13 protein-coding genes and 1 pseudogene are annotated in these 18,992 nt (G+C 49.9%); 5 read left to right on the top strand and 9 right to left on the bottom strand.

Annotated features, from left to right (window positions below; translation table 11 throughout):
• Positions 1–3: 3 nt before the first annotated feature.
• Positions 4–1,059: a FecR domain-containing protein gene (locus WBJ53_RS22310; RefSeq protein ID WP_338870268.1), complete on the bottom strand. Its 1,056-nt coding sequence runs from the start codon at positions 1,057–1,059 to the stop codon at positions 4–6.
• 258 nt (positions 1,060–1,317) lie between these two features.
• Between WBJ53_RS22310 and WBJ53_RS22305 the strand changes: the two genes are divergently transcribed.
• The gene (locus WBJ53_RS22305) at positions 1,318–1,821 is read left to right on the top strand and encodes a YdeI/OmpD-associated family protein (RefSeq protein ID WP_338870266.1); all 504 of its coding nucleotides are present in this window, start codon (positions 1,318–1,320) and stop codon (positions 1,819–1,821) included.
• A 65-nt stretch (positions 1,822–1,886) separates the two neighbouring features.
• Here the strand turns inward: WBJ53_RS22305 and WBJ53_RS22300 are convergent, their stop codons facing one another.
• From WBJ53_RS22300 to WBJ53_RS22290, 3 genes are all read right to left on the bottom strand, one after another.
• Positions 1,887–4,361, bottom strand: a complete 2,475-nt coding sequence (locus WBJ53_RS22300) for a TonB-dependent receptor (RefSeq protein WP_338870264.1) — start codon at positions 4,359–4,361, stop codon at positions 1,887–1,889.
• Positions 4,362–4,448: 87 nt separating this feature from the next.
• Positions 4,449–4,817: a hypothetical protein gene (locus tag WBJ53_RS22295; RefSeq protein ID WP_338870262.1), complete on the bottom strand. Its 369-nt coding sequence runs from the start codon at positions 4,815–4,817 to the stop codon at positions 4,449–4,451.
• A 207-nt stretch (positions 4,818–5,024) separates the two neighbouring features.
• Positions 5,025–5,957, bottom strand: a complete 933-nt coding sequence (locus tag WBJ53_RS22290; RefSeq protein ID WP_338870260.1) for a tryptophan 2,3-dioxygenase family protein — start codon at positions 5,955–5,957, stop codon at positions 5,025–5,027.
• Between the two features lie 102 nt (positions 5,958–6,059).
• Between WBJ53_RS22290 and WBJ53_RS22285 the strand changes: the two genes are divergently transcribed.
• Both WBJ53_RS22285 and WBJ53_RS22280 read left to right on the top strand, forming a co-directional pair.
• Entirely contained in the window at positions 6,060–6,779 is a 720-nt protein-coding gene (locus WBJ53_RS22285) for an SDR family oxidoreductase (protein WP_338870258.1), read from the top strand.
• A 118-nt stretch (positions 6,780–6,897) separates the two neighbouring features.
• A complete protein-coding gene (locus WBJ53_RS22280; protein ID WP_338870256.1) occupies positions 6,898–8,919 on the top strand; it encodes an alpha-amylase family protein in 2,022 nt (673 codons plus the stop codon).
• An 88-nt stretch (positions 8,920–9,007) separates the two neighbouring features.
• On the opposite strand, the gene WBJ53_RS22275 is transcribed toward WBJ53_RS22280, so the two are convergent.
• From WBJ53_RS22275 to WBJ53_RS22255, 5 genes and pseudogenes are all read right to left on the bottom strand, one after another.
• Positions 9,008–11,209 (bottom strand): TonB-dependent receptor, encoded by a 2,202-nt coding sequence (locus tag WBJ53_RS22275; RefSeq protein WP_338877220.1) that lies wholly within the window; start codon positions 11,207–11,209, stop codon positions 9,008–9,010.
• An 88-nt stretch (positions 11,210–11,297) separates the two neighbouring features.
• The gene (locus WBJ53_RS22270; protein ID WP_338870254.1) at positions 11,298–12,560 is read right to left on the bottom strand and encodes a HAMP domain-containing sensor histidine kinase; all 1,263 of its coding nucleotides are present in this window, start codon (positions 12,558–12,560) and stop codon (positions 11,298–11,300) included.
• On the bottom strand, positions 12,557–13,240 hold the full coding sequence (locus WBJ53_RS22265) for a response regulator transcription factor (RefSeq protein ID WP_338870252.1): 684 nt from the start codon (positions 13,238–13,240) through the stop codon (positions 12,557–12,559). Before WBJ53_RS22265 ends, WBJ53_RS22270 begins: the two co-directional genes overlap by 4 nt.
• Before the next feature lie 70 nt (positions 13,241–13,310).
• Positions 13,311–14,282, bottom strand: coding sequence for an aldo/keto reductase (locus tag WBJ53_RS22260; protein WP_338870250.1), 972 nt, complete (start codon positions 14,280–14,282; stop codon positions 13,311–13,313).
• Positions 14,283–14,465: 183 nt separating this feature from the next.
• A pseudogene (locus WBJ53_RS22255) lies at positions 14,466–14,870 on the bottom strand (GxxExxY protein).
• A 172-nt stretch (positions 14,871–15,042) separates the two neighbouring features.
• On the opposite strand from WBJ53_RS22255, the gene WBJ53_RS22250 reads away from it, so the two are divergent.
• Positions 15,043–15,354, top strand: coding sequence for an antibiotic biosynthesis monooxygenase family protein (locus WBJ53_RS22250; protein ID WP_338870248.1), 312 nt, complete (start codon positions 15,043–15,045; stop codon positions 15,352–15,354).
• Between the two features lie 66 nt (positions 15,355–15,420).
• The gene (locus WBJ53_RS22245) at positions 15,421–18,987 is read left to right on the top strand and encodes a carboxypeptidase-like regulatory domain-containing protein (protein ID WP_338870246.1); all 3,567 of its coding nucleotides are present in this window, start codon (positions 15,421–15,423) and stop codon (positions 18,985–18,987) included.
• Positions 18,988–18,992: the final 5 nt, after the last annotated feature.

The raw sequence follows: 18,992 nt of genomic DNA, 5'->3' as shown, positions 1-18,992 counted from the left end.
AAATTAGTTGGACTCGATGCGTAGCGTATCGTTTTGTTCGGTAATGCGAAGGCCAAAAGCCCTTGAGAGTGCTTTGATTAAGCGATTGAGGTCGTCGCTGGGAATCGTGCCCGAAAGTCGGCGATTCATTAGTTCCGGATCGGCAAAGGTGACGGTTTTGCCGTAGGTATTCTGAATTCGTTCGGCCACTTCCCACAACGGCGTGTTGTCGAAAATTAGTTGATTACTTCGCCAGGCATTATAAAGCTCAGGATTGACGCGCTGGCGGCTCAAGACTCGGTTTGCTTCCGAAAAAACAACCGTTTCTCCCGGCGACATGTCGAGGTCGAGCTGCGATTTGGAATTCTCAACCGACCGTAGCCGAACCCGGCCTTCTTCCAGAACAACCTGCGTTTTTTCGGCCCGGTGAAAAACGTTGAACTGGGTGCCTAACACCTCAACGGCCAATTCGCCCGCCAGTACCGTAAACTTAACCGGTCGACCGGCCGCCTGCCGTTTGCTCACATGGAAAAACGCTTCCCCTTCGAGCCATACCTGACGGTTTTTGCCTTCGGGCCAGTCGGGCTCATACCGCAGGCTCGAATTAGCATTTAGCACAACCTGCGAACCGTCGGGCAAATAAAGGGTTCGGTGCTGGCCATAGTTTGTGTGCACTACTACCAGACCCGATTGCCGATATTGCTGGTACCCGAACCAGCCCAATCCGACAAAAACCAATACCGCCAGCACGGCCGCAATTGTCCGCATGCCTGATCGAAAACGGTGTGCTATAAACGCCGGGTGGTTACGGCGAGGGGGTAAAGGTGGGTAACGGGCAGGTGGCAACTGCTCAATGAGTCGCCGTAGTTCTGCTTCTTTGTTTGGAACGGAGCGCTCACCTTTAGGGCCAGTAAGCAGCCGAATGAGTTCGGCTGCCTGTCGGATGTCCTGTTCACGGTCGGAATGCTGTGTCAGCCACGCTGTCCAGTGAGCCACGGCTTCTGGGTTCGTGCATAAAACATATGCCTGAAATGATTCATCCAGTACAAAATCTGCTACGGTGTAGTAATTGTAGGGCATAAGCGCACGGTTTAAATAGCCGCTTTACCCCACCACGGTAGAAATTGACTTTTCTACCCAAAAAATCAGAAGATTTTTATTTTTTTTCTGGCGCTGATTGTTGACCGGGCTCTAAAGAATAGGTTAGCACCAGTCGTTCTGAATTACAGGTGGGCGTGTATCGTTAACGACAAAATGATGTATGTTCGACACCGCAATTGGCAATGAAGCCATATGCGCTGAATTGTAGAGTGCCGATGTGTATCCGACTAGTTGTTTATGCCAACATTTAATACCATTCTGCAGAAATTCGATAAAAAAGGGGAAAAAACGGGCTGGACCTATATTGAAATTCCAATTGATGTTTCGTCGGAAATGAAACCGGGGCAGAAAACATCATTCCGGGTTAAAGGAACATTGGATAATTTCCCCATCAGCCAGGTTGCACTGCTTCCAATGGGCGAAGGTGTGTTTATTATACCCGTTAATGCGGCCATGCGCCGGGGAATTCGGAAAGAAGAAGGAGCGTCCGTACGGGTAACGATCGAGGTCGATACGGATCCGATGCCACTATCCGCCGATTTGCTCGACTGTCTGGAAGATGACCCAGCAGCAAAGGCTTATTTTCAGACATTAAGCCGGGGGCACCAAAACTATTTTTCGAACTGGATTGAGGATGCCAAAACCATCGAAACCAAAACCAAACGGCTTACGCAAGCCGTTATGGGACTGGCTATGAAGATGGATTTTGGCGAAATGATAAGACATTTCAAAAAAGCCTAGCCCCCCGGCTTGGCCCCCAAAAGCCCCCTAACCCCCTTTGGGAGCTTTTGGGGGCCAGGAGACTGTTAATTAAACGGGATCGACAGCTTCAAACAAATATTCCGCCCCATGCCGTAGATGCCGAGGTGGCCAGTAGGCGATTGGGTGAAGTATTCGAAATATTTCAATCGACTCAGATTCGACTGGTAGGCCACATCGAACAGGTTGTTGACCTGGAACAAAACACGAAGGGGCGGATGATGCTGGCCGATATGAATAGCACCGTCGATACCGGCATTCACGAGTGTGTAGCCTGCCGTTGCCGTTTCGGTATTATTTAACCCCAGATACCGGTTCTGCCGGGCATTATGATCGACATCGGCCTTTACGGTAACCTCCGATAGCCATCGACGCTTCCAGGGAAGCAGTTGACTAACCCCTGTTGTGATGCGTACGGGAGGAATAAACGGTAAGTATTCGCCATTGACGCCTGCATCCGAATAGCTATTGTTCCGGCTAAATCCGTAAACCACTGCAACCGTATTGTCGAGCGTAAAGCCTCGCCAGCTAGTTGGATGAAGGCTAAATTGAGTTTCAAATCCGTAGAGTTGTGCCGCCGACTGCTGGTACTGGTAAGTTTTGTTGCCCGGAACAATAACCACTGGCTCGCCCTGAGCGTTGACCAGTTGAGACAGCGAAATATAATTCTGAATATAATTGTTAAAAACGCTGACACTGACATTCAGGTCGGGTAGCGTAGCCGTAATGCCCAGGTCTTCCTGTAAACTGAACTCAGGTTTGAAATTCCGATTGCCCAGATATACAATGTGGGCACCGGGGTCGAGGCCATTCGACGAAATCTCATTAATGCTGGGGGCTCGGTAGCCACGGGCAATATTTGCCTTCAAGGCTACTTTTTCGGACAGCTCGTAAGTGAGCCCCGCACTCATCGAAATACCCGTAAACGATTGTTTCAGCAGCGGGTATTGTAGAGTTGCGCCTACTGTATCGGCACCCGTTACGTGCTCATCGAACCCCGTATTAGGATCTGTACGAACAAAAAAATCGTTGCCCCGTAGCTGCCGCCTGTCATAGCGCAGGCCACCGCTCAGGGTTAGTTTATCGACCTGCCATTTGAGAAAAACAAATGTGCCCACATCAAACAAGCGGTAGTCAGGAATAGGGAAGGCCGTACCATTTTTGTTTTTGTTGGCCTGATACATTCCGTTGATACCGATTGTTCCTGAAATATTGGCCAGAGTAGGCAAGTTGTAGCGAAGGCCGTAGTTCAGCGTGTTGAGCCGGACATATAAACCAGGCTGATCGGTAGCGGTTGGGTGGTTATATTCCCGCCGGACATTTTGTTGAAAAGCCAGTAATACATCGACCTCACCATTGCCAACCTGATAATGGTTATTGGTGTGCAGACGATAATGTTGAATATGCTGGTGCAGTGGGCTGAGCGTATAGGACGTAAGGTCGCTGGTGGGCACAATTGGCCGATGCTGGATGTCGTCGGCATCGCTTTCGGCTATCTGTTTGGTAAACTGACGGGTCAGCGAATCGCGGCTGCCGTCGGGAATACCCTGTAGATTATCGTAGAGCGAAGCGCCAAATCGGGAATAGCCTCGCTGGCCCAGATAGCCGAGCATGGCCGTGGCTGTTCGTTCCGAAAACCCCGTATTGTATACACGGCCGTCGATTTTATTCTGATAATTGGTGGCGGCCCGGATCGAGCCCCGCAAATTCCAGGCCCAGTGTGCTCCTCCCGAAGCCAGACTGATGGATTCGCCTAGCAGGCGGTTGTTAGACTGATACTCGGTTATAAAACCAACTTTCAGCTTCCCTTCCGTATCTTTTGGGTAATTGGGCATCATGCTCACCACACCCGCCAGTGCATCGGAGCCATACATCAAACTGGCTGGCCCTTTAATTACCTCGGCCCGGTCGATGTTGTAGTTGTCAACTTCAACCCCGTGTTCGTCGCCCCACTGCTGACCTTCCTGACGTACGCCATCATACAGGGTTAAAACCCGGTTATAGCCCAGCCCCCGAATAAATGGTTTCGAAATGTTTGGGCCAGTTTTAACGGCATTTAGCCCTGGTGCATTTTTAACCAGAATATCAATAATGTTGCTACTGGCCGTACTTTCGATAGCCCGGCGCGAAATTGCCATAATAGCTACCGGATTCTGGCGCAGGAGTGTGCCACGGGTTACACCCGTAACGACCACTTCATTCAATGTGTTGGTAACAGGCAGTAATTCAAATGAATAGGTGTCGGTTTCGGGCCGAATGAGCAAGGTGTCTGACTTATAACCAATGCAGGACACGATCAGCCGATAGGATGGCATATCGGCTTTTACGGGTATTGAAAACTGGCCTCGGGCATCGGTAAGAGCGCCTTTATTCTGCCCTTGCAAACTTATGGTGCCGAAAGGAATAGGTTTGCGCGTATCGGCATCGACGACAGATCCGCGAATAATACGGCTGGGCGACGGCTGTGCGTACGCAAGCGTCGCCATTAGCCCCAGGCTAATGAACAGGAGAAATAACTTCATTCAGGATATTTTCGTTTTGGTTGAGTATTTGGTCGTATACACTCATAAGCACTGGCTATAGAACCAGTGAGTGCCGAACCCGGAAAATCAACAAACGAAGGGAGGACCCCGATGCGAGAAGCAGAAAAAGGAGCTGGTAGTATGAAACGAACGCTCAGCAAACCAGAATATGTGTTGCTGGAAGTATCGTAGCAGAAACAGAAAGGCAAAAAAAGTACTAACAACTACTGGCAGATTGGCTACCAGATCGAGCATTAGGATTTCCTGCGCTGTATGGTTGTTGGGCAGAATTGGACCTTTCCCAAATGGCCAGTAGGGGTGAGCATGAACGATCAGCCGCCCATCTGATAGCCGGTGTGCATGACGAAACACAACACCATTGGCCCAAATGGCCAGAAATAGCCCCAATACAAGGCGGGCTACCTGAAGGCGATGTGTATGCAACCAGCTAATCATTAGTTACTTTCGGTACTGCCTTAATTATCAGTACTTAACATTTCTTGCAAATATAAGAAACAACCTGCATGTAAATCTGTTTTTTAGAAATTTTAGACTATTCTAAAAAAATAATTAAAATAGGCTAAACTTTTATTGGATTTGTGAAATTGGTTTGGCTTGCATGCTTTATAACTAGATTCCTGTTTGCGGTGCGGGGCTTACCTCTCAGTGGTGGCCGGGGTGGTTGGGCGATTGCCCCCATCGATCCAGCTCATCGGCCGACCACAATTCAGGAAAGAAAATAACCTGTTGCTGCCGGGGTGGCAAGTAAGTCTGCCAGTTGGTTCCGCCCGTGGCCCGAATGTCTTCCGGCTCTTTGTGTAGATACTGAACAGCCGACCGTAAGTGAGCAAGCTTCCAGCGTATATTGACCCGCCAGTCGTATTCGCGGAGGGTTGCAATAAGTGCGGGAGTGACCTGGCCATTACGTTCGAGGTGCTGGTACCAGTGCCGAAGGTTTTTGAGTTGATAATCTTCTGCCAGGCGAATCAACATTGGGCCATAATGCTGGTCAAATTGTCGGAGCGTCAGCGTACGTTGTTGCGTTGCCAGTTCGGTAGCCCCACGTTTCCAGTACATAAATTCGTAGAGATCCGAAATATACGCTGGTTCTTCGGGGGCTTCGATAAGTAAATTGCGAAAATCGGTCGAGACAATTTCGATCTGACGGAACTGCACCGACTGAAAACCACTGGAGGGTAGAAGAGCCATCCGAAACTTCAGAAATTGCTCACGTTCCATACCCGTAATCATGACGCTGAACGATTCTTCGAGCAGCGAAAAATACCGATTGACGCGCCCCATGCGCGCCGTAAAGAAGTCGGCTGTTAGGGCATGCTGGTGCGCAATCTGGTCAATTTCGTGCAAAATCAGTTTGAAATACAGTTCTGTAATCTGGTGGTAGGTAACAAAAATCAGCTCATCCGGGTAAGCAGTTTTGGGATTTTGTAGGGATAACAGCGTTTCCAGATGAATGTAATCCCAGTAGGTTAGGTAATCGGCCTGAAGTAACCCTTCCAGATAGGAGCCCATATCCTGACCCATAGCTGCAAATTTCTGTTCGAGCTGGTTTAGTTTGCTGGCGAGTGATTCGTGCATAGTTGTAATTATCTATTCGGAATAAAGATCGTAAACCGCTCCGTCTTTTATGAACTTTGTGCCACCCTTTATGCGACCTTTGTGTCCGAAAAACTAACGTATATGAATGTCGAAAACAAAACCATACTACTTTCTGGGGCCTCACGCGGAATTGGCCGGGCCACGGCCATGTTGCTGGCCCAGCATGGGGCCAATGTGATTGTAACGGCTCGTAATGCCGACGAGTTAAAACAACTCGAAACCGAAGCGACTCAGGGCTCGGTTCGCGGAAAAATCATTGCCATACCGGGCGACGTAACCAGCGAATCGGACATGAAGGCTGTGGTGAAAGCAGCTCACGATCAGTTTAACCGTATCGATGTCGTAATCAACAATGCTGGTTATGGCGTTTTCAAAAACGTCGATGAAATTTCTGTTGAGGAATGGGATAGCCTGATGGCCACCAACGTAAAAGGAACGTTTTTGCTAACCAAAGCAGCTTTGCCCATCCTGAAAGCACAAGGACATGGCCATATTGTGGTAGTAGCTTCTGACGTGGCTAAACGCACGTTTGCGGGAGGGGCACTCTATACGGCCAGCAAATATGCTCAGGAAGCGTTCATGGGGGCATTACGAAAGGAGGTTCGGCCATTTGGTATTAAAGTAACGGGTGTTTACTCAGGGCTGGTCGATTCGCATTTTCATAATAAACCCGGCGACGAAAGCTCCAGAAACTGGCTCAAAAACGAAGATATGGCCGAGTCGATGCTTTTCCTTGTCAGCCGGCCAGCGCATGTAGTGGTCGATGAGTTTATGATCCATCCGCTGGAACAGGACTATTGAAAACTGTTTGCATGAACGATTTGACGGCAGTAGAAGCAGTGGTTATGCATAGTGCACATACATCCAACCACTAACTCGAACAGCTTCTAATCGTATTCAAACAATAAACTCACCGAACATGAAGTCTGCCCTTTTGCTATTTGGTTTTGTATTAGTCTGCGTTCAGGTCGTTGCCCAGTCTGCTTCAAATTCGGCAACTCTCAGGCGCTATTTTGGGTTGCATTTTGATTTTCATGCGGTAAAATCAGATTCGTTAATTGGCCGAAACCTATCGGAAAAAAGCCTGGACTCGTTGCTGACGGCGGTTAAGCCCGATTTTATTCAGGTCGACTGTAAGGGGCATCCGGGGGTGTCGAGCTATCCATCGAAAGTTACAACTGCCACCGTAGCGCCCCACATCGTTAACGATCCGCTGGCTTTTTACCGATCCGTAACACGGCGGCATGGCGTTGATCTATACCTGCATTATTCGGGTGTGTTCGATGAGGCCGTGTTAGCCAAACATCCTGGCTGGGCGGCTCAGAAAGCGAACGGAACCATCGATGCTTCGAAAACATCGGTTCATGGTCCCTATGTCGATTCGTTGCTGATTCCACAGTTGAATGAACTGGCCGATTATGGTGCCGATGGCGTATGGGTCGATGGGGAGTGTTGGGCAACGGTGCTCGACTATTCGCCCACCGCGCTGGCAAAATTTCGGGCCGAAACGGGCATTCAGACCATTCCGCGCTCAGACAAGGATGCGGGCTATGATGCGTTTAAAGCGTTTTCGCGTCGATCGTTTGTTCAGTATATCGACCACTATGTCGATGCGGTTCACCGGCACCGACCCTCGTTCAGAGTTGCCTCAAACTGGGCTTATTCGTCTATGATGCCCGAACCCGTTCAAACGAATGTCGATTTTTTATCGGGCGATCTGACACCGAGCAACAGCGTAAATTCGGCAGCTCTCGAAGGCCGGATTATGGCGGCTCAGGGGCAATTGTATCATAAACCCTGGGATTTGATGTCGTGGGGTTTCTGGTATGAATTTAACCCGACGAAGAAACAGGGTGACCAGAAATCGGCAGTGCACCTGATGCAGGAAGCCGCCGAAATCATTTCGCTCGGTGGGGGATTTCAGACCTATTATCAGCAAAATCGGGATGCTTCTATTTCGCTTCGCGATTTGCCCGTAATGGTCGAGGTGAGTCGGTTCGTGAGAGCCCGGCAGCCGTTTTGTGCGGGTAGCATGGCCATACCTCAGGTTGCTGTGCTATACGCCAACACAACCGTCAATGCCTTCAATCAGCCGCTGTTTGGCAATGGGCAAACGCAACGAATCAATGGTGTGCTGACCGCACTTTTAGATGCTCAGTTTCCCGTTGAAGTGCTGTCGGAGCAGCATTTACAGGGGCGTATGAAACAGTATCCGGTCATTGTGGTATCACAGCAGGATTCACTCAATCCGGCGTTTCGGCAGGAACTGCTCGACTACGCTCGTCAGGGTGGGCATCTGCTGCTGATTGGGGCTAAAACAACCCGGCTATTTGCCGCTGAACTGGGTGTTGCTCCAATGACCACAAAACCAGGAGGACCAAAACGAGTGCAATATAATGGCCAATCGGTTGTGCTGACGGGGCCTTTCCAGTCGGTGCGCATTACGGGCAAGGACACAAAAGCTGTCGACCAGTTTCTGGGATCGAAAACAGATAACCCTACAGCGGGCGTTATTGCCACCGAAACCGCCTACGGGCAGGGGAAACTAACGGCTGTGTATGCCGATTTGAGCCAGGATTACCAGAAGCATCAGTCGGCCCGATTGCGTGATTTTATCGCATCCCTGGCTCGACCATTGCTTCCCAAGCCCGTAGTTGAGGTCAGTGGCTCGCATCTGGTGCATGTTGTCCTGAACCGGCAGAGCAATAAGCTGGCCATAAACCTGATCAATACGGGTGGCCGCCATGCCGACCCGCAGGTATTCACCTACGACGAAGTCCCCCCGCTGACCAACCTGACCATACGGCTCCGCACCGCCAAGAAGCCAAAACGCATCATGCAACAGCCCGAAAACAAAGCCTTACCCGTTCGTTACGCAGGCGGCATTGCTACCGTAACCGTTCCGCAACTGGACATTCACTCGGTGCTGGTGGTGGAGTGAAGGTGAGCGTGGATTTTTCGTCAGCTTAGACCTAAAAGGATTTTAAAACCTTTTAGGTCTGCTTATCAAATTGTTATGAAATAGGTGCCTACAACGTAAACTTCAATGCCAGATTCACGATCCGGCCTTCGAGTGGGGCCCAAACAGGGCGGAAGGTAGGCTGTACGGTAGGGTTTGCGCCCAAAACAACCGTTTCGTAGTTGGCTTGCCGAATGTTGAAAATGTTTTCGCCATTGAGCACCAGTCGCCAATGTTCGTTATAGTGATATTCGGCGGCACCCGCAAAAAGCCAATAGTTGGCTACTTTCTGATTATTATAGAGATATTGGTTGCCGACCAGGCTGCTTTCGACCCCGAATCGAAAATGTTCGCTCTCCCAGGCTAGCGTGCTCGAAAATTTGTCCTGCGGGGCTAGTGGCAGATAGGTGTTGTCGGTAGGTCCGTCGCGACGGGATAGCGTATGATTGTAGCCCAGGTATAGCTCATAATCCTTGTATTCGAGCCGTATATACGTATCCGTACCGACGCTAAACAGATTATAGGGCGCATTGATCAATTGTGTATAAGCTCCCAGGTTGCTCGACAGACTCGAAAAGGCCGATACCACCGGCGAATTGACATAGGTGTAATAAAACGCCTGATCGACCTGCACCGAAAGGCCGCTCTCGAAGGTTTTTGAGTAGGCAATGTCGATATTCGTTCCTATCGAGTGTTCTGCTTTAATAGTTGCTACATCAATTGGGAGCAAACGTGGGAAAATGAGGCTAACATTCAGGGCACCGGGCGTTTGGTTAACAAACAGATTCGGGGCTTTGTAGCCCGTACCGACACTAAGCCGTACCGTCCAGGGTTCAGATGGTTTCAGTTTTACCGATAGGCGGGGCAGCAGAAAATTGCCGAACGTATTGTGATGATCGAACCGCAAGCCGGCCTGAAGGGCTACTTTTTCGCCCAATTGCCAGTCGTCCTGCACAAACGCGCCTATTGTGCTGTACGTATAATCGACAAGGCGGGTGCTATCGGGGTTTTTACGAAAGGCTTCGACGGTCAGGTTGGCACCGCCAATCAATTGATGTTTGCCGAACCGAACCAGATCGTTGGCTTCCAGATAAATCGACGACTGCCGACCGTCTGAAAGTTTATGGTAGTCGGTATTTTGTCGGTGAAACGTACTCAATGCGCCCTTGAAAGTCAGTAGGTTGGTTGCAGATGTATTGTGGCTGGTGTTGAAATCGATGGTGTGTCGTTGCAGGTCGGTTATGTTTTGGTAAGCATTAGGCATACTGCCTTCCAGGGCAGGCAGGTATCCGCCCTGGCGATGTTCGGTTGTGAAGGCATAACCCACATCCAGTTTAGTGCGCTCGGAAGGGTTCCAAAAAAAACGTGGATGAAAATTGAACTGCTTAATACCCGGACTATCGGTGAACCCATCGCCCGTAACATCGACAGCCTGCTGGTTGGTATAGCCGCTAAATAGTGTCAGGCCAGTTTTACCGTAGCGCTGCGAATAATAGGCATTCAGGTTATTTTCTTTCAGACCAGAGTGGTTGAGCAGTGCCGTAAACTCTGGTTTTTCGGACGTGGGTATTTTAGATACAATATTGATCATACCACCAATGGCACCTCCACCATATAGTGTCGAAACCGATCCTTTCACAACTTCAATTTGCTTCAGATCGAGTGGAGGAATTTGCAATACGCCCAGATTGCCCGAAAAGCCTTCGTAAAGCGGCAGACCATCGCGCAGAATCTGCGTGTATTTGGGGTCTAATCCCTGCATTCGAATGGCCTGATTACCATTGACGGCCGATGTTCGCTGAATGTGAATGATCGAAATGTCGCCCAGAATACTGCTCACATTACCGGGTACTACGGCGCTTTCTTCGTCCATATCTTCCAGCCCAAGCACTTCGACCTTAATGGGCAAGTCTTCGATCCGGGAGTTGGTACGCATGGCCGTAACCGTTACTTCGTCCAGGGCTTCTTCTTCGCTATGAAGTTGAAAAACGAGTGTATCGGCTTTACTATTAATTGGAAATGTTTCGGTTTTGTAGCCTACGGCACTGACCATAAGCCGGGTTGTGTTGGCTGGAAGTGTTGGGAGCGAAGCAACTCCGTTTACATTCGTAACCGCTCCAACAACTGGTTTAATGCCCAAAGGCGTGCGGATTGTCGCGCCAATAATGGCTTCACGGGATGCACTGTCTTCGACTCGAATAACGAGATTTTTCTGGCCGACGGCAGAAACTGTAGCCAGTAAAAACAGTGGAAAAAAGAACAGGTATTTCATTACTTGCAGCATTTACTTGCAAGTTTCGGGCAGAATTATGAAGAGAATCTGAAGACGATGGCCTGGTTGCGTCAACCTGATTATCGTCTTACGATGGTAGTTTGATTTGGAATAGATGCTGTTTCGCTTCAAAATCATACTGATACTGAATCGCTAATCCATACCGGTCGCAGATTTGTTTGACAAGTGCCAGTCCTAATCCTGTTGAATCGGGGCGGGCCGGATCTTTTACAAATCGGCTAAATAGTTGTTTCTCGGAGAAAGGGAGCATTTCGCCGGTATTTCGTATCGTAAAGGCATTGGGAGTAAGATCGATGGCGACCAACCCGCCCGCAGGGCTATGGCGGACGGCATTTTTGAGCAGGTTCGTTAGTAGTACGCCCGCCAACTGACGATTCATATGCAAATGAACACCGGCAGCTATGGATGCAGTAATAGCAAGCTGCTTATGCTCAAAAAATGGTCGGTATTCGTCGATATATCGTTCGGTCAATGCGCTCAAATCCAGGGTTTCGGCCTTGATGAACTGATCGTTTTCGACCTGAGTGAGCAACAACAGGGAGCGATTCAATTGACTAAGCCGAGTGAGTGCATTAGTTGCCCGTTCGATGTGCAGATGGTCGATTTCTGTTAATTGTTCTGATTGCATCAAAAGCTCCAGTTCGGCTGAGGCAACCGCCAGTGGCGTCTGTAATTCGTGGGATGCATTTTCGGTAAACTGTTTCTGGAGTAAAAACTGTTGACGTAGCTTTTGCGTCAGTTCGCTGAGCGATTGGTTAAGAAGGGTAAACTCCCGAATGCGGTTATGGAGAAAATGAGGTGGATCTATTTGATCGAGCCGAAAATTGCGGAGTTGGTCGATGGTAGCATAAAATGGACGCCATAGTCGGCGCGATAATCCTAAGCCGATCAGAACGGATGCCGTCGTTAACAGTAAAAAGCCAACGATAACACCGACCGACATCTCGCGCGATAGTTCGTTGAATTCATAATAGGGCAGTTGGGCCGTGATCAGATAAAGTTGCCCATTTGCCAGAACAGTTTTACGAAACTGACGAATGGCAATCGGGGCACGGTTGGCCAACGTGTCGGGCACCATAAGGTCAGTATACTCGGGCCTGATTGGGGTTTTGGCTCGTTCAATTCGAGGATTGTCGTCCCAGTCCGATACGTTTTCGAGTGATTGTTTTTGAAGTCGTAGCTGAGTTTGCTCTACCTGACTCAGTAGAATTTCATCGACTTCGTAGCGTATTTTCCAGTGGATGAGTGTATAAAAACCAAGCGACCCGGTTAAGGCAATAGCAAATGCCGTTATGATCAGATAGCGGGCGGTTTGGTTGAACAGACTCATGACGGTCGGGTTGAAAAAATATAGCCTGCCCCGTAGCGCGTCTGAATATAGTCTGGACAACCAGCGGCAATCAACTTCCGGCGCAGATTTTTCATATGCGTATACAAAAACTCATGCGAGTCGGCTGCGTCCATGGCATCACCCCAGACATGCTCGGCAATAGCTGATTTCGACAGCAGCCGATCGGCGTTAGTTACCAGAAACATCAGAAGTTCGTATTCTTTGCTGGTGAGCTTAATGTCGGTTTGGCCAACGCTGATTCGTTGTTGATCGGGCCATAAGGTTAACTCACCCGCCGTTACTTTCGACTGGCCTCCAAAGAGTCTTCGGCGTAGTACCGACCGAATCCGGGCGTTGAGTTCGGGCAAATGAAAGGGCTTGGTCAGGTAATCGTCGGCACCCGTATCGAGACCCGTAAGTTTGTCAGACAACGCATCTTTGGCCGTAACGACAATAATTCCGGCGGTAGACTCCCGTTTCTTCAGGTCACGAACCAGGTCGAGACCATTGCCGTCGGGAAGCATCAGGTCCACAATCACGCAATCGTAATCGTAGTCATGGGCTTTTTCGAGGCCGTGTCGATAGGTATTAACCGTTGTAACGATATAGCCTTCGCCTTCCAGATACCGATAGATGGCTAGTTGCAGATCGGGTTCATCTTCTACCAAAAGAATTTTCATAGGGATTGTCTCAGCCAGTTGCTGGCTGCCTGTTTTTTGAAAAGAGACAGCCAGCAACTGGCTGAGGCTCCTATTGACTCCACTCGGTTGGGGTGCGATCCCAGCGGTGGCCTTTCAGTTCATGCAACAGTTCGGGCAATAAACCTGCTCCGTCGCTGGTGGCAATATTGGCTTCTACATTGCGGAGTTGACGCATACCGGGAATGGTTGTATGCACATCGGGGTTGCTCAAAATGAACCGCAGTGCCATTTCTGCCATTGTCATGCCTGCCGGAATAAGGGGACGCAGCGCATCGGCATGATCTACGCTGCTGTTCAGGTTTTCGGGAACGAAATACGTCGACCGCCAGTCGTTGGCCGGAAAGGTCGTCTCTTTCGTGAACGTGCCCGTCAGTGTTCCTTCGTCGAACGGAACGCGGGCTATAACACCCAGGTTCAACTCTTTGCACAATGGAAACAGATTGTCTTCGGGATTTTGGTCGAAGATGTTGTAAATAACCTGAACCGCATCGATCAGTCCCGTGCGGAGCGTGTTCAGGCAGTTGTCGGGCTCCCAGCGATTCACCGAAACGCCCCAGGCCTGCACTTTACCGTCCTGGGTGAGCCGGGTTACGGCTTCCTGCCACTCGTCGCGGTTGGCCCAGGCATCTTCCCAAACGTGAAACTGAAGCAGGTCGATGGTGTCGACGCCCAGATTCTGGAGGCTTTTTTCGGTGTATTCAACAATGTAGTCGGCAGGGAAAACATCGTCCAGATTAAAATCTGCTTTCGAAGGCCAGATCCGGTTTTTGGGCGGAATCTTGGTAGCCGCGTAGAGCTTTTTATCGGAATTGCGCTTGAGCAGATCACCCAGAATCTGTTCGCTCAGCCCCGATCCATAGCCCCATGCGGTATCGAAGAAGTTGCAGCCAAGTTCAACGGCGCGGTCGAGCGCTTTTTCAATTTGAGGTCGTTCGGCGCCGGTCCAGTCGGCCAGACCCCACATGCCATAGCCAATTTCGGAAACTTGCCAGCCCATGCGGCCAAATGTGCGGTAATTCATTAGGTAGGGGTTAATTGATTACAAAGCTTACAAAGAACCGAGAGTTTTTTGACTTAATCCAGTGGTATACTACCGGGCGGTAGGCATACGCTTTCTGTCAAGGCTTTATGAACACTAATAATTTTCTTAGTTTGCTGTCGAGTTGGGGTGTGGTATCTGTTTTCAGTCCTCGAAGCAATATGTTCATTGTCCACAGAGGCACAGAGGGTACAAAGAAAAGTTGGTATGCCTGCTAATCATAAAAATCTCTGTATTCTCTGTGCCTCTGTGGACAATCAATGATTTAGGTTTCCATTGATTTTTTCTATGAATGCCATTGCGCAGTATTTCGGCATTGAAAGTAGTAAGCAGCCCTAATCTCATTTGCGACATACGGAGGTATGTGATTAGTTGAATATGATTGAGAGGGCTTAACTCTTGTACAGCCTTTTTAATACAATCAATTCTTCAACAACAAGGCCCATAAAAAACGTTTTGTTCAGCAGGTGACCTTTTGTAAAGAACTGGCAATTCAAGCTGCCGTTCAACATATAAATTCTGATTGCTAGGCTCGAAGGCTAAACACTCTTCATAAACGCTTTCCAGCAAACCTGGACCTAGTTCGCGATGGGTTCAATACAGTTGCCTATTATTTTGCGACTCAATGAATTCTATGTTTCTTCACGCATGATTGTTATGGTTTAGGGTATTTCTACGAATTCAATTGCGTAGACCGAGAATAGAAAGTTTTTACCTGCTTTGCAATTAAAGAAAAGATAGTATGCTGGTTCGTATTGTGCGTATGACGTTTCAGGAAGATAAACTGGGCGACTTTCAGGCGATTTTCAACAATTCGAAATACCTTATCCGGGCGTTTCCCGGAAATCAATACCTTCAGCTATTGAGCGACCCCACCCAGCCGAATGTGCGCATGACGTATAGTTTGTGGGATTCTGCCGATGCCCTCGACGCCTATCGGCAGAGCGATTTGTTTCGGTCGACCTGGGCCGCTACTAAAGTGTTGTTTGCCGAAAAACCAATTGCCTTTTCGGCCGAAAATCTGGAAACTGTGAAACTGATCGATATGGCCTAAGCGCAAGTAAATCAGTTTGTTTTTTACTTTTATAGGTAGTTTTAAACCAGTTTAAACAATGTTGTCATGCGTCGCTGGCATTGGATAGTCGGATTATTGATCTGTCTGACAGGATGGCCTGTTTCGGTCGTATGGGCACAGCTAACCACAACCCTTTCGGGCCATGTTGTCGATGCGGCTACCGGCAAGCCCATGCCGTTTGCAAACGTGTATATCAATGGATCGACGCGCGGCACATTGACAAATGATCAGGGCTATTTTTCGCTGGCGGGCGTTCCGTTGGGTACGGTCGAAATGGTAGCATCGTTTGTGGGCTATGAGTCGCAGCACCGGACATTGCGTTTCGATGACGACCAGCCCAAGACAGTCAATTTTCGGCTGAAGCCAGGCGGACAAACACTGGCTACGGTGACCGTTAGGGGTAATCTGAAAAAATGGCAGCGGCAACTTAAGCAGTTTAAGAAACAACTGCTGGGAGAACCCTTTGGTGGCCAGTGCGAAATCATAAATAGCGATGTACTTAGCTTTAAGGAAGAAAACGGGCACCTGAAAGCCACTGCCACCGAACCACTGGTGATCGAAAATCATGCGCTGGGGTATAAGCTCTGGTACGATATGATGTATTTCGATGGGTCGTATGGAAAGGTGTATTATGCGGGTTCCACGCGATTCGAAGAAATGAAACCGCAGGACGACCGCCAGGCCAACCGGTTTCGCCGGAACCGAATGCGGGCCTATGTTGGATCGACTCGCCATTTGATGGCTACTCTTGTCGATAGCACCTATGAGAAAGCGGGTTTTCTGGTTTATCAGGAAGAGGCCATTGTTCCGCCTGCCCGAACGGCAGCCAATCGGATGACACTGGCTGGGTCAGTTGGACCTAAGGCCCATCTGATGCCTCTTTCCATCAAAAATCTGATTCAGCCCGGTCGATTGCCCTTTGAACGAATGCTGGTTTCGTCGAAGCCGCTGATTGTATTTTATATTTATTCGATGTCGGCATATTCGCCCTATGTCGATGCCCGGTATGCCTATTCGCAAATAAAATTGCCGAATAACCACATGCAGCTAACGACCGATGGCACCATTACACTGCCTTACGGTGCTGAAATTGAAGGCTCACTCGCCCAGGATCGGCTGTCGACGCTGCTTCCCGATGACTGGAAGCCGGAGCAAAATCAAGCCGCAGCTGCCACCATACTGGCACAGGGAAAACTCCTGCCTCCTGATGCGCGACTCGGGCGAATTGCAACAACATTCAAGGAGAAATTTCAGACATTAGCCCCGGTTCTGTATGTACACATCGACAAACCCTTTTATGCTACCGGCGACCGGATCTGGTTTAGCACGTATCTGCTCGATGCCGCTACCAATCGTCGTCCGGCTGGCGAAACGGCCATTCACGTCGATTTATTGACATCGTCGGGCAGACTGGTGCAGCACCAGTGGGTGAAAGTGGCCGACGGTCGGGCTGCGGGCGATTTCCGGCTGTCGGATTCGCTGGCGTCGGGAGCTTATCAATTGCGAGCCTATACCGATGAAGATATTGCACAGCACCGCCCAGCCTTTGAGCGACCGATTGCGGTGTATAACCTGCTTCGGGGGGCAACCAATCCTGCCGGTAACGATACGCTCCATAAATCGCTGGATATTCAATTGCTGCCCGAAGGCGGCCGATGGATCGCGGGCGTTTCGTCGCGTTTAGGCATTAAGGCCGTTGCCCCTGATGGCCTTGGACGAATGGTTTCGGGGGCCATTGTCGACGATTCTGGTCAGGAGGTTGCCCGATTTACTACCAATTCGCTGGGGTTGGGCAGTGTAGTGCTAACGCCTGCACAGGGGCGGACCTATCGGGCACAGGCAATGGCGCTGCATACCGGACGAAACCGACGGCTGATAGGGTCAGTTGTGCTGCCACCTGCCGAAGCAGATGGGCTCTCACTGGCTGCAGATGCTGTCAGCGACAGTACCCAACTCATGCTAACCATTACGGGAACGAATCGCCCGTCCGTCGATTCTGTTTATATCTTAATCCAACAGCAGGGCCATCTGGTCGATCAGCGAAAAATTCAGTTGCAGAACGGTGTGGCCCGGATTGGCTTGCCAGTCGCATTGTTGCCAGCGGGTTTAAACCAGATAACGCTGTATGACGCCAGCGCCCGACCGCAGGCGGAGCGGCTGGTGTTTTTGCCCGAGCGATTACCACCATTGAAGCTGTTGGTGGGCCTGAACAAAATCCGTTATAAGCCTCGCGAACAGGCTATTCTGAGCATCAATCTGAGCGACGATGGCGTTCCGTCGGTAGCTGCGCTGTCGGTTTCTATTACCGATGCGGGTCAGATTCCTGAAGATACGGCTACAGCCACCATTCAGACTCATTTACTGCTGACTGGCGAATTGCGCGGTCGGGTAGAACAACCCAATTTATACTTTACCGACTATTCGCCCGAACTTCGACGTGCGCTGGATGATCTGCTACTGACCCAGGGCTGGCGACGGGTAAGCGGTACGTCGGATGAGGATCTGCTAGGCGGGGTTTCGTTGATGGGAAAGATTGTCAATCAGAAAAAGCAACCCATGCCGGGGGCGCAGATCATGGTGGCGTCGACTGTTGCAGACCGATCGTTCGTAAAATCTGCCGGGGCCGATGAACAAGGGCGGTTTCGTTTGGCCGGACTCAACATTGCCGATACCCTGCGCGTGCTGGTACAGCTTATGAATCGTGAGCTAAAACCATTTCTGAAAGACGAAGCGCAGCTTTTACTGGACAGTCCGGCTAAGACATGGAATACCGATACGGCCAATGCCTTGCTGCATCCTAACTGGCTGGCCTTACGGGCGCAGATCGATGCGGCTCGTGTTCGGCAGGAAGACGATGCCGAATTTTACCGGGATAAGACAGCTAAAGTGCTGAAAGAAGTGACGGTTCGGGCGCGTAAGGTCGATGACCGTCCCGAAGATATTCAGCGCAGAAGTTTACATAACTCGGCCGATGCTGTGCTGTTGTTTGACGACAAGTCGCCACGGTTTTCAAATTTATACGAGATGATTCGGGGCCGATTTGCCGGAGTTTCTGTTGGTCAGACGCAGACGGGCGGCTATTCGGTAATTGTTCGGGGATTGGGTACAATCAACAGTAGCCCACAGGCGCTTTTTTTGGTCGATGGGATGCCGATTCAGGATACAGATGGTACATCGTTGATGGCCTTTAATCCGGGCGATATTGAGCGGGTGGAACTGCTGAAAAATGCAGGAACCGCCGGTATTTATGGCGTTCGGGGTGGAAATGGGGTCATCGCCTTTTATACGAAAGTGTTCCGGCCAGGACAACCATCGGAAGATAAAAAGACTGGGGCTAAACCCATGCAACTAATTGGCTATCAGTCAATACGACGCGAGTTTTACGTTCCTCGTTACGATAGCAAACCCGACGACATGCAGCCCGATCTGACAGCTCGTATCGACCGGCGGGATGTGTTGTACTGGAAGCCTATTATTCAGACCGATAGTCAGGGGCACAGTCAATTGCAGTTTCCGATATCAGATGTCGTCAGAACGGTTCGTGTGACGGTGCAGGGAATTACGACCGATGGTCGACCCGTGTCTGGAACAGCGTTGCTACAGGTGCAATAGGGCCA

This window comes from Spirosoma sp. SC4-14, from assembly GCF_037201965.1.
In the GTDB taxonomy this organism is placed as follows: domain Bacteria; phylum Bacteroidota; class Bacteroidia; order Cytophagales; family Spirosomataceae; genus Spirosoma.
The sequence above is the reverse complement of the archived record's forward strand: the minus strand, read 5'-3'. Positions and strand labels throughout refer to the sequence as shown.

Coding starts and splice junctions, on each gene's coding strand:
- WBJ53_RS22310 (WP_338870268.1), bottom strand. CDS start 1,059: ATGCCCTACAATTACTACACCGTAGCAGATTTTGTACTGGATGAATCA.
- WBJ53_RS22305 (WP_338870266.1), top strand. CDS start 1,318: ATGCCAACATTTAATACCATTCTGCAGAAATTCGATAAAAAAGGGGAA.
- WBJ53_RS22300 (WP_338870264.1), bottom strand. CDS start 4,361: ATGAAGTTATTTCTCCTGTTCATTAGCCTGGGGCTAATGGCGACGCTT.
- WBJ53_RS22295 (WP_338870262.1), bottom strand. CDS start 4,817: ATGATTAGCTGGTTGCATACACATCGCCTTCAGGTAGCCCGCCTTGTA.
- WBJ53_RS22290 (WP_338870260.1), bottom strand. CDS start 5,957: ATGCACGAATCACTCGCCAGCAAACTAAACCAGCTCGAACAGAAATTT.
- WBJ53_RS22285 (WP_338870258.1), top strand. CDS start 6,060: ATGAATGTCGAAAACAAAACCATACTACTTTCTGGGGCCTCACGCGGA.
- WBJ53_RS22280 (WP_338870256.1), top strand. CDS start 6,898: ATGAAGTCTGCCCTTTTGCTATTTGGTTTTGTATTAGTCTGCGTTCAG.
- WBJ53_RS22275 (WP_338877220.1), bottom strand. CDS start 11,209: ATGAAATACCTGTTCTTTTTTCCACTGTTTTTACTGGCTACAGTTTCT.
- WBJ53_RS22270 (WP_338870254.1), bottom strand. CDS start 12,560: ATGAGTCTGTTCAACCAAACCGCCCGCTATCTGATCATAACGGCATTT.
- WBJ53_RS22265 (WP_338870252.1), bottom strand. CDS start 13,240: ATGAAAATTCTTTTGGTAGAAGATGAACCCGATCTGCAACTAGCCATC.
- WBJ53_RS22260 (WP_338870250.1), bottom strand. CDS start 14,282: ATGAATTACCGCACATTTGGCCGCATGGGCTGGCAAGTTTCCGAAATT.
- WBJ53_RS22250 (WP_338870248.1), top strand. CDS start 15,043: ATGCTGGTTCGTATTGTGCGTATGACGTTTCAGGAAGATAAACTGGGC.
- WBJ53_RS22245 (WP_338870246.1), top strand. CDS start 15,421: ATGCGTCGCTGGCATTGGATAGTCGGATTATTGATCTGTCTGACAGGA.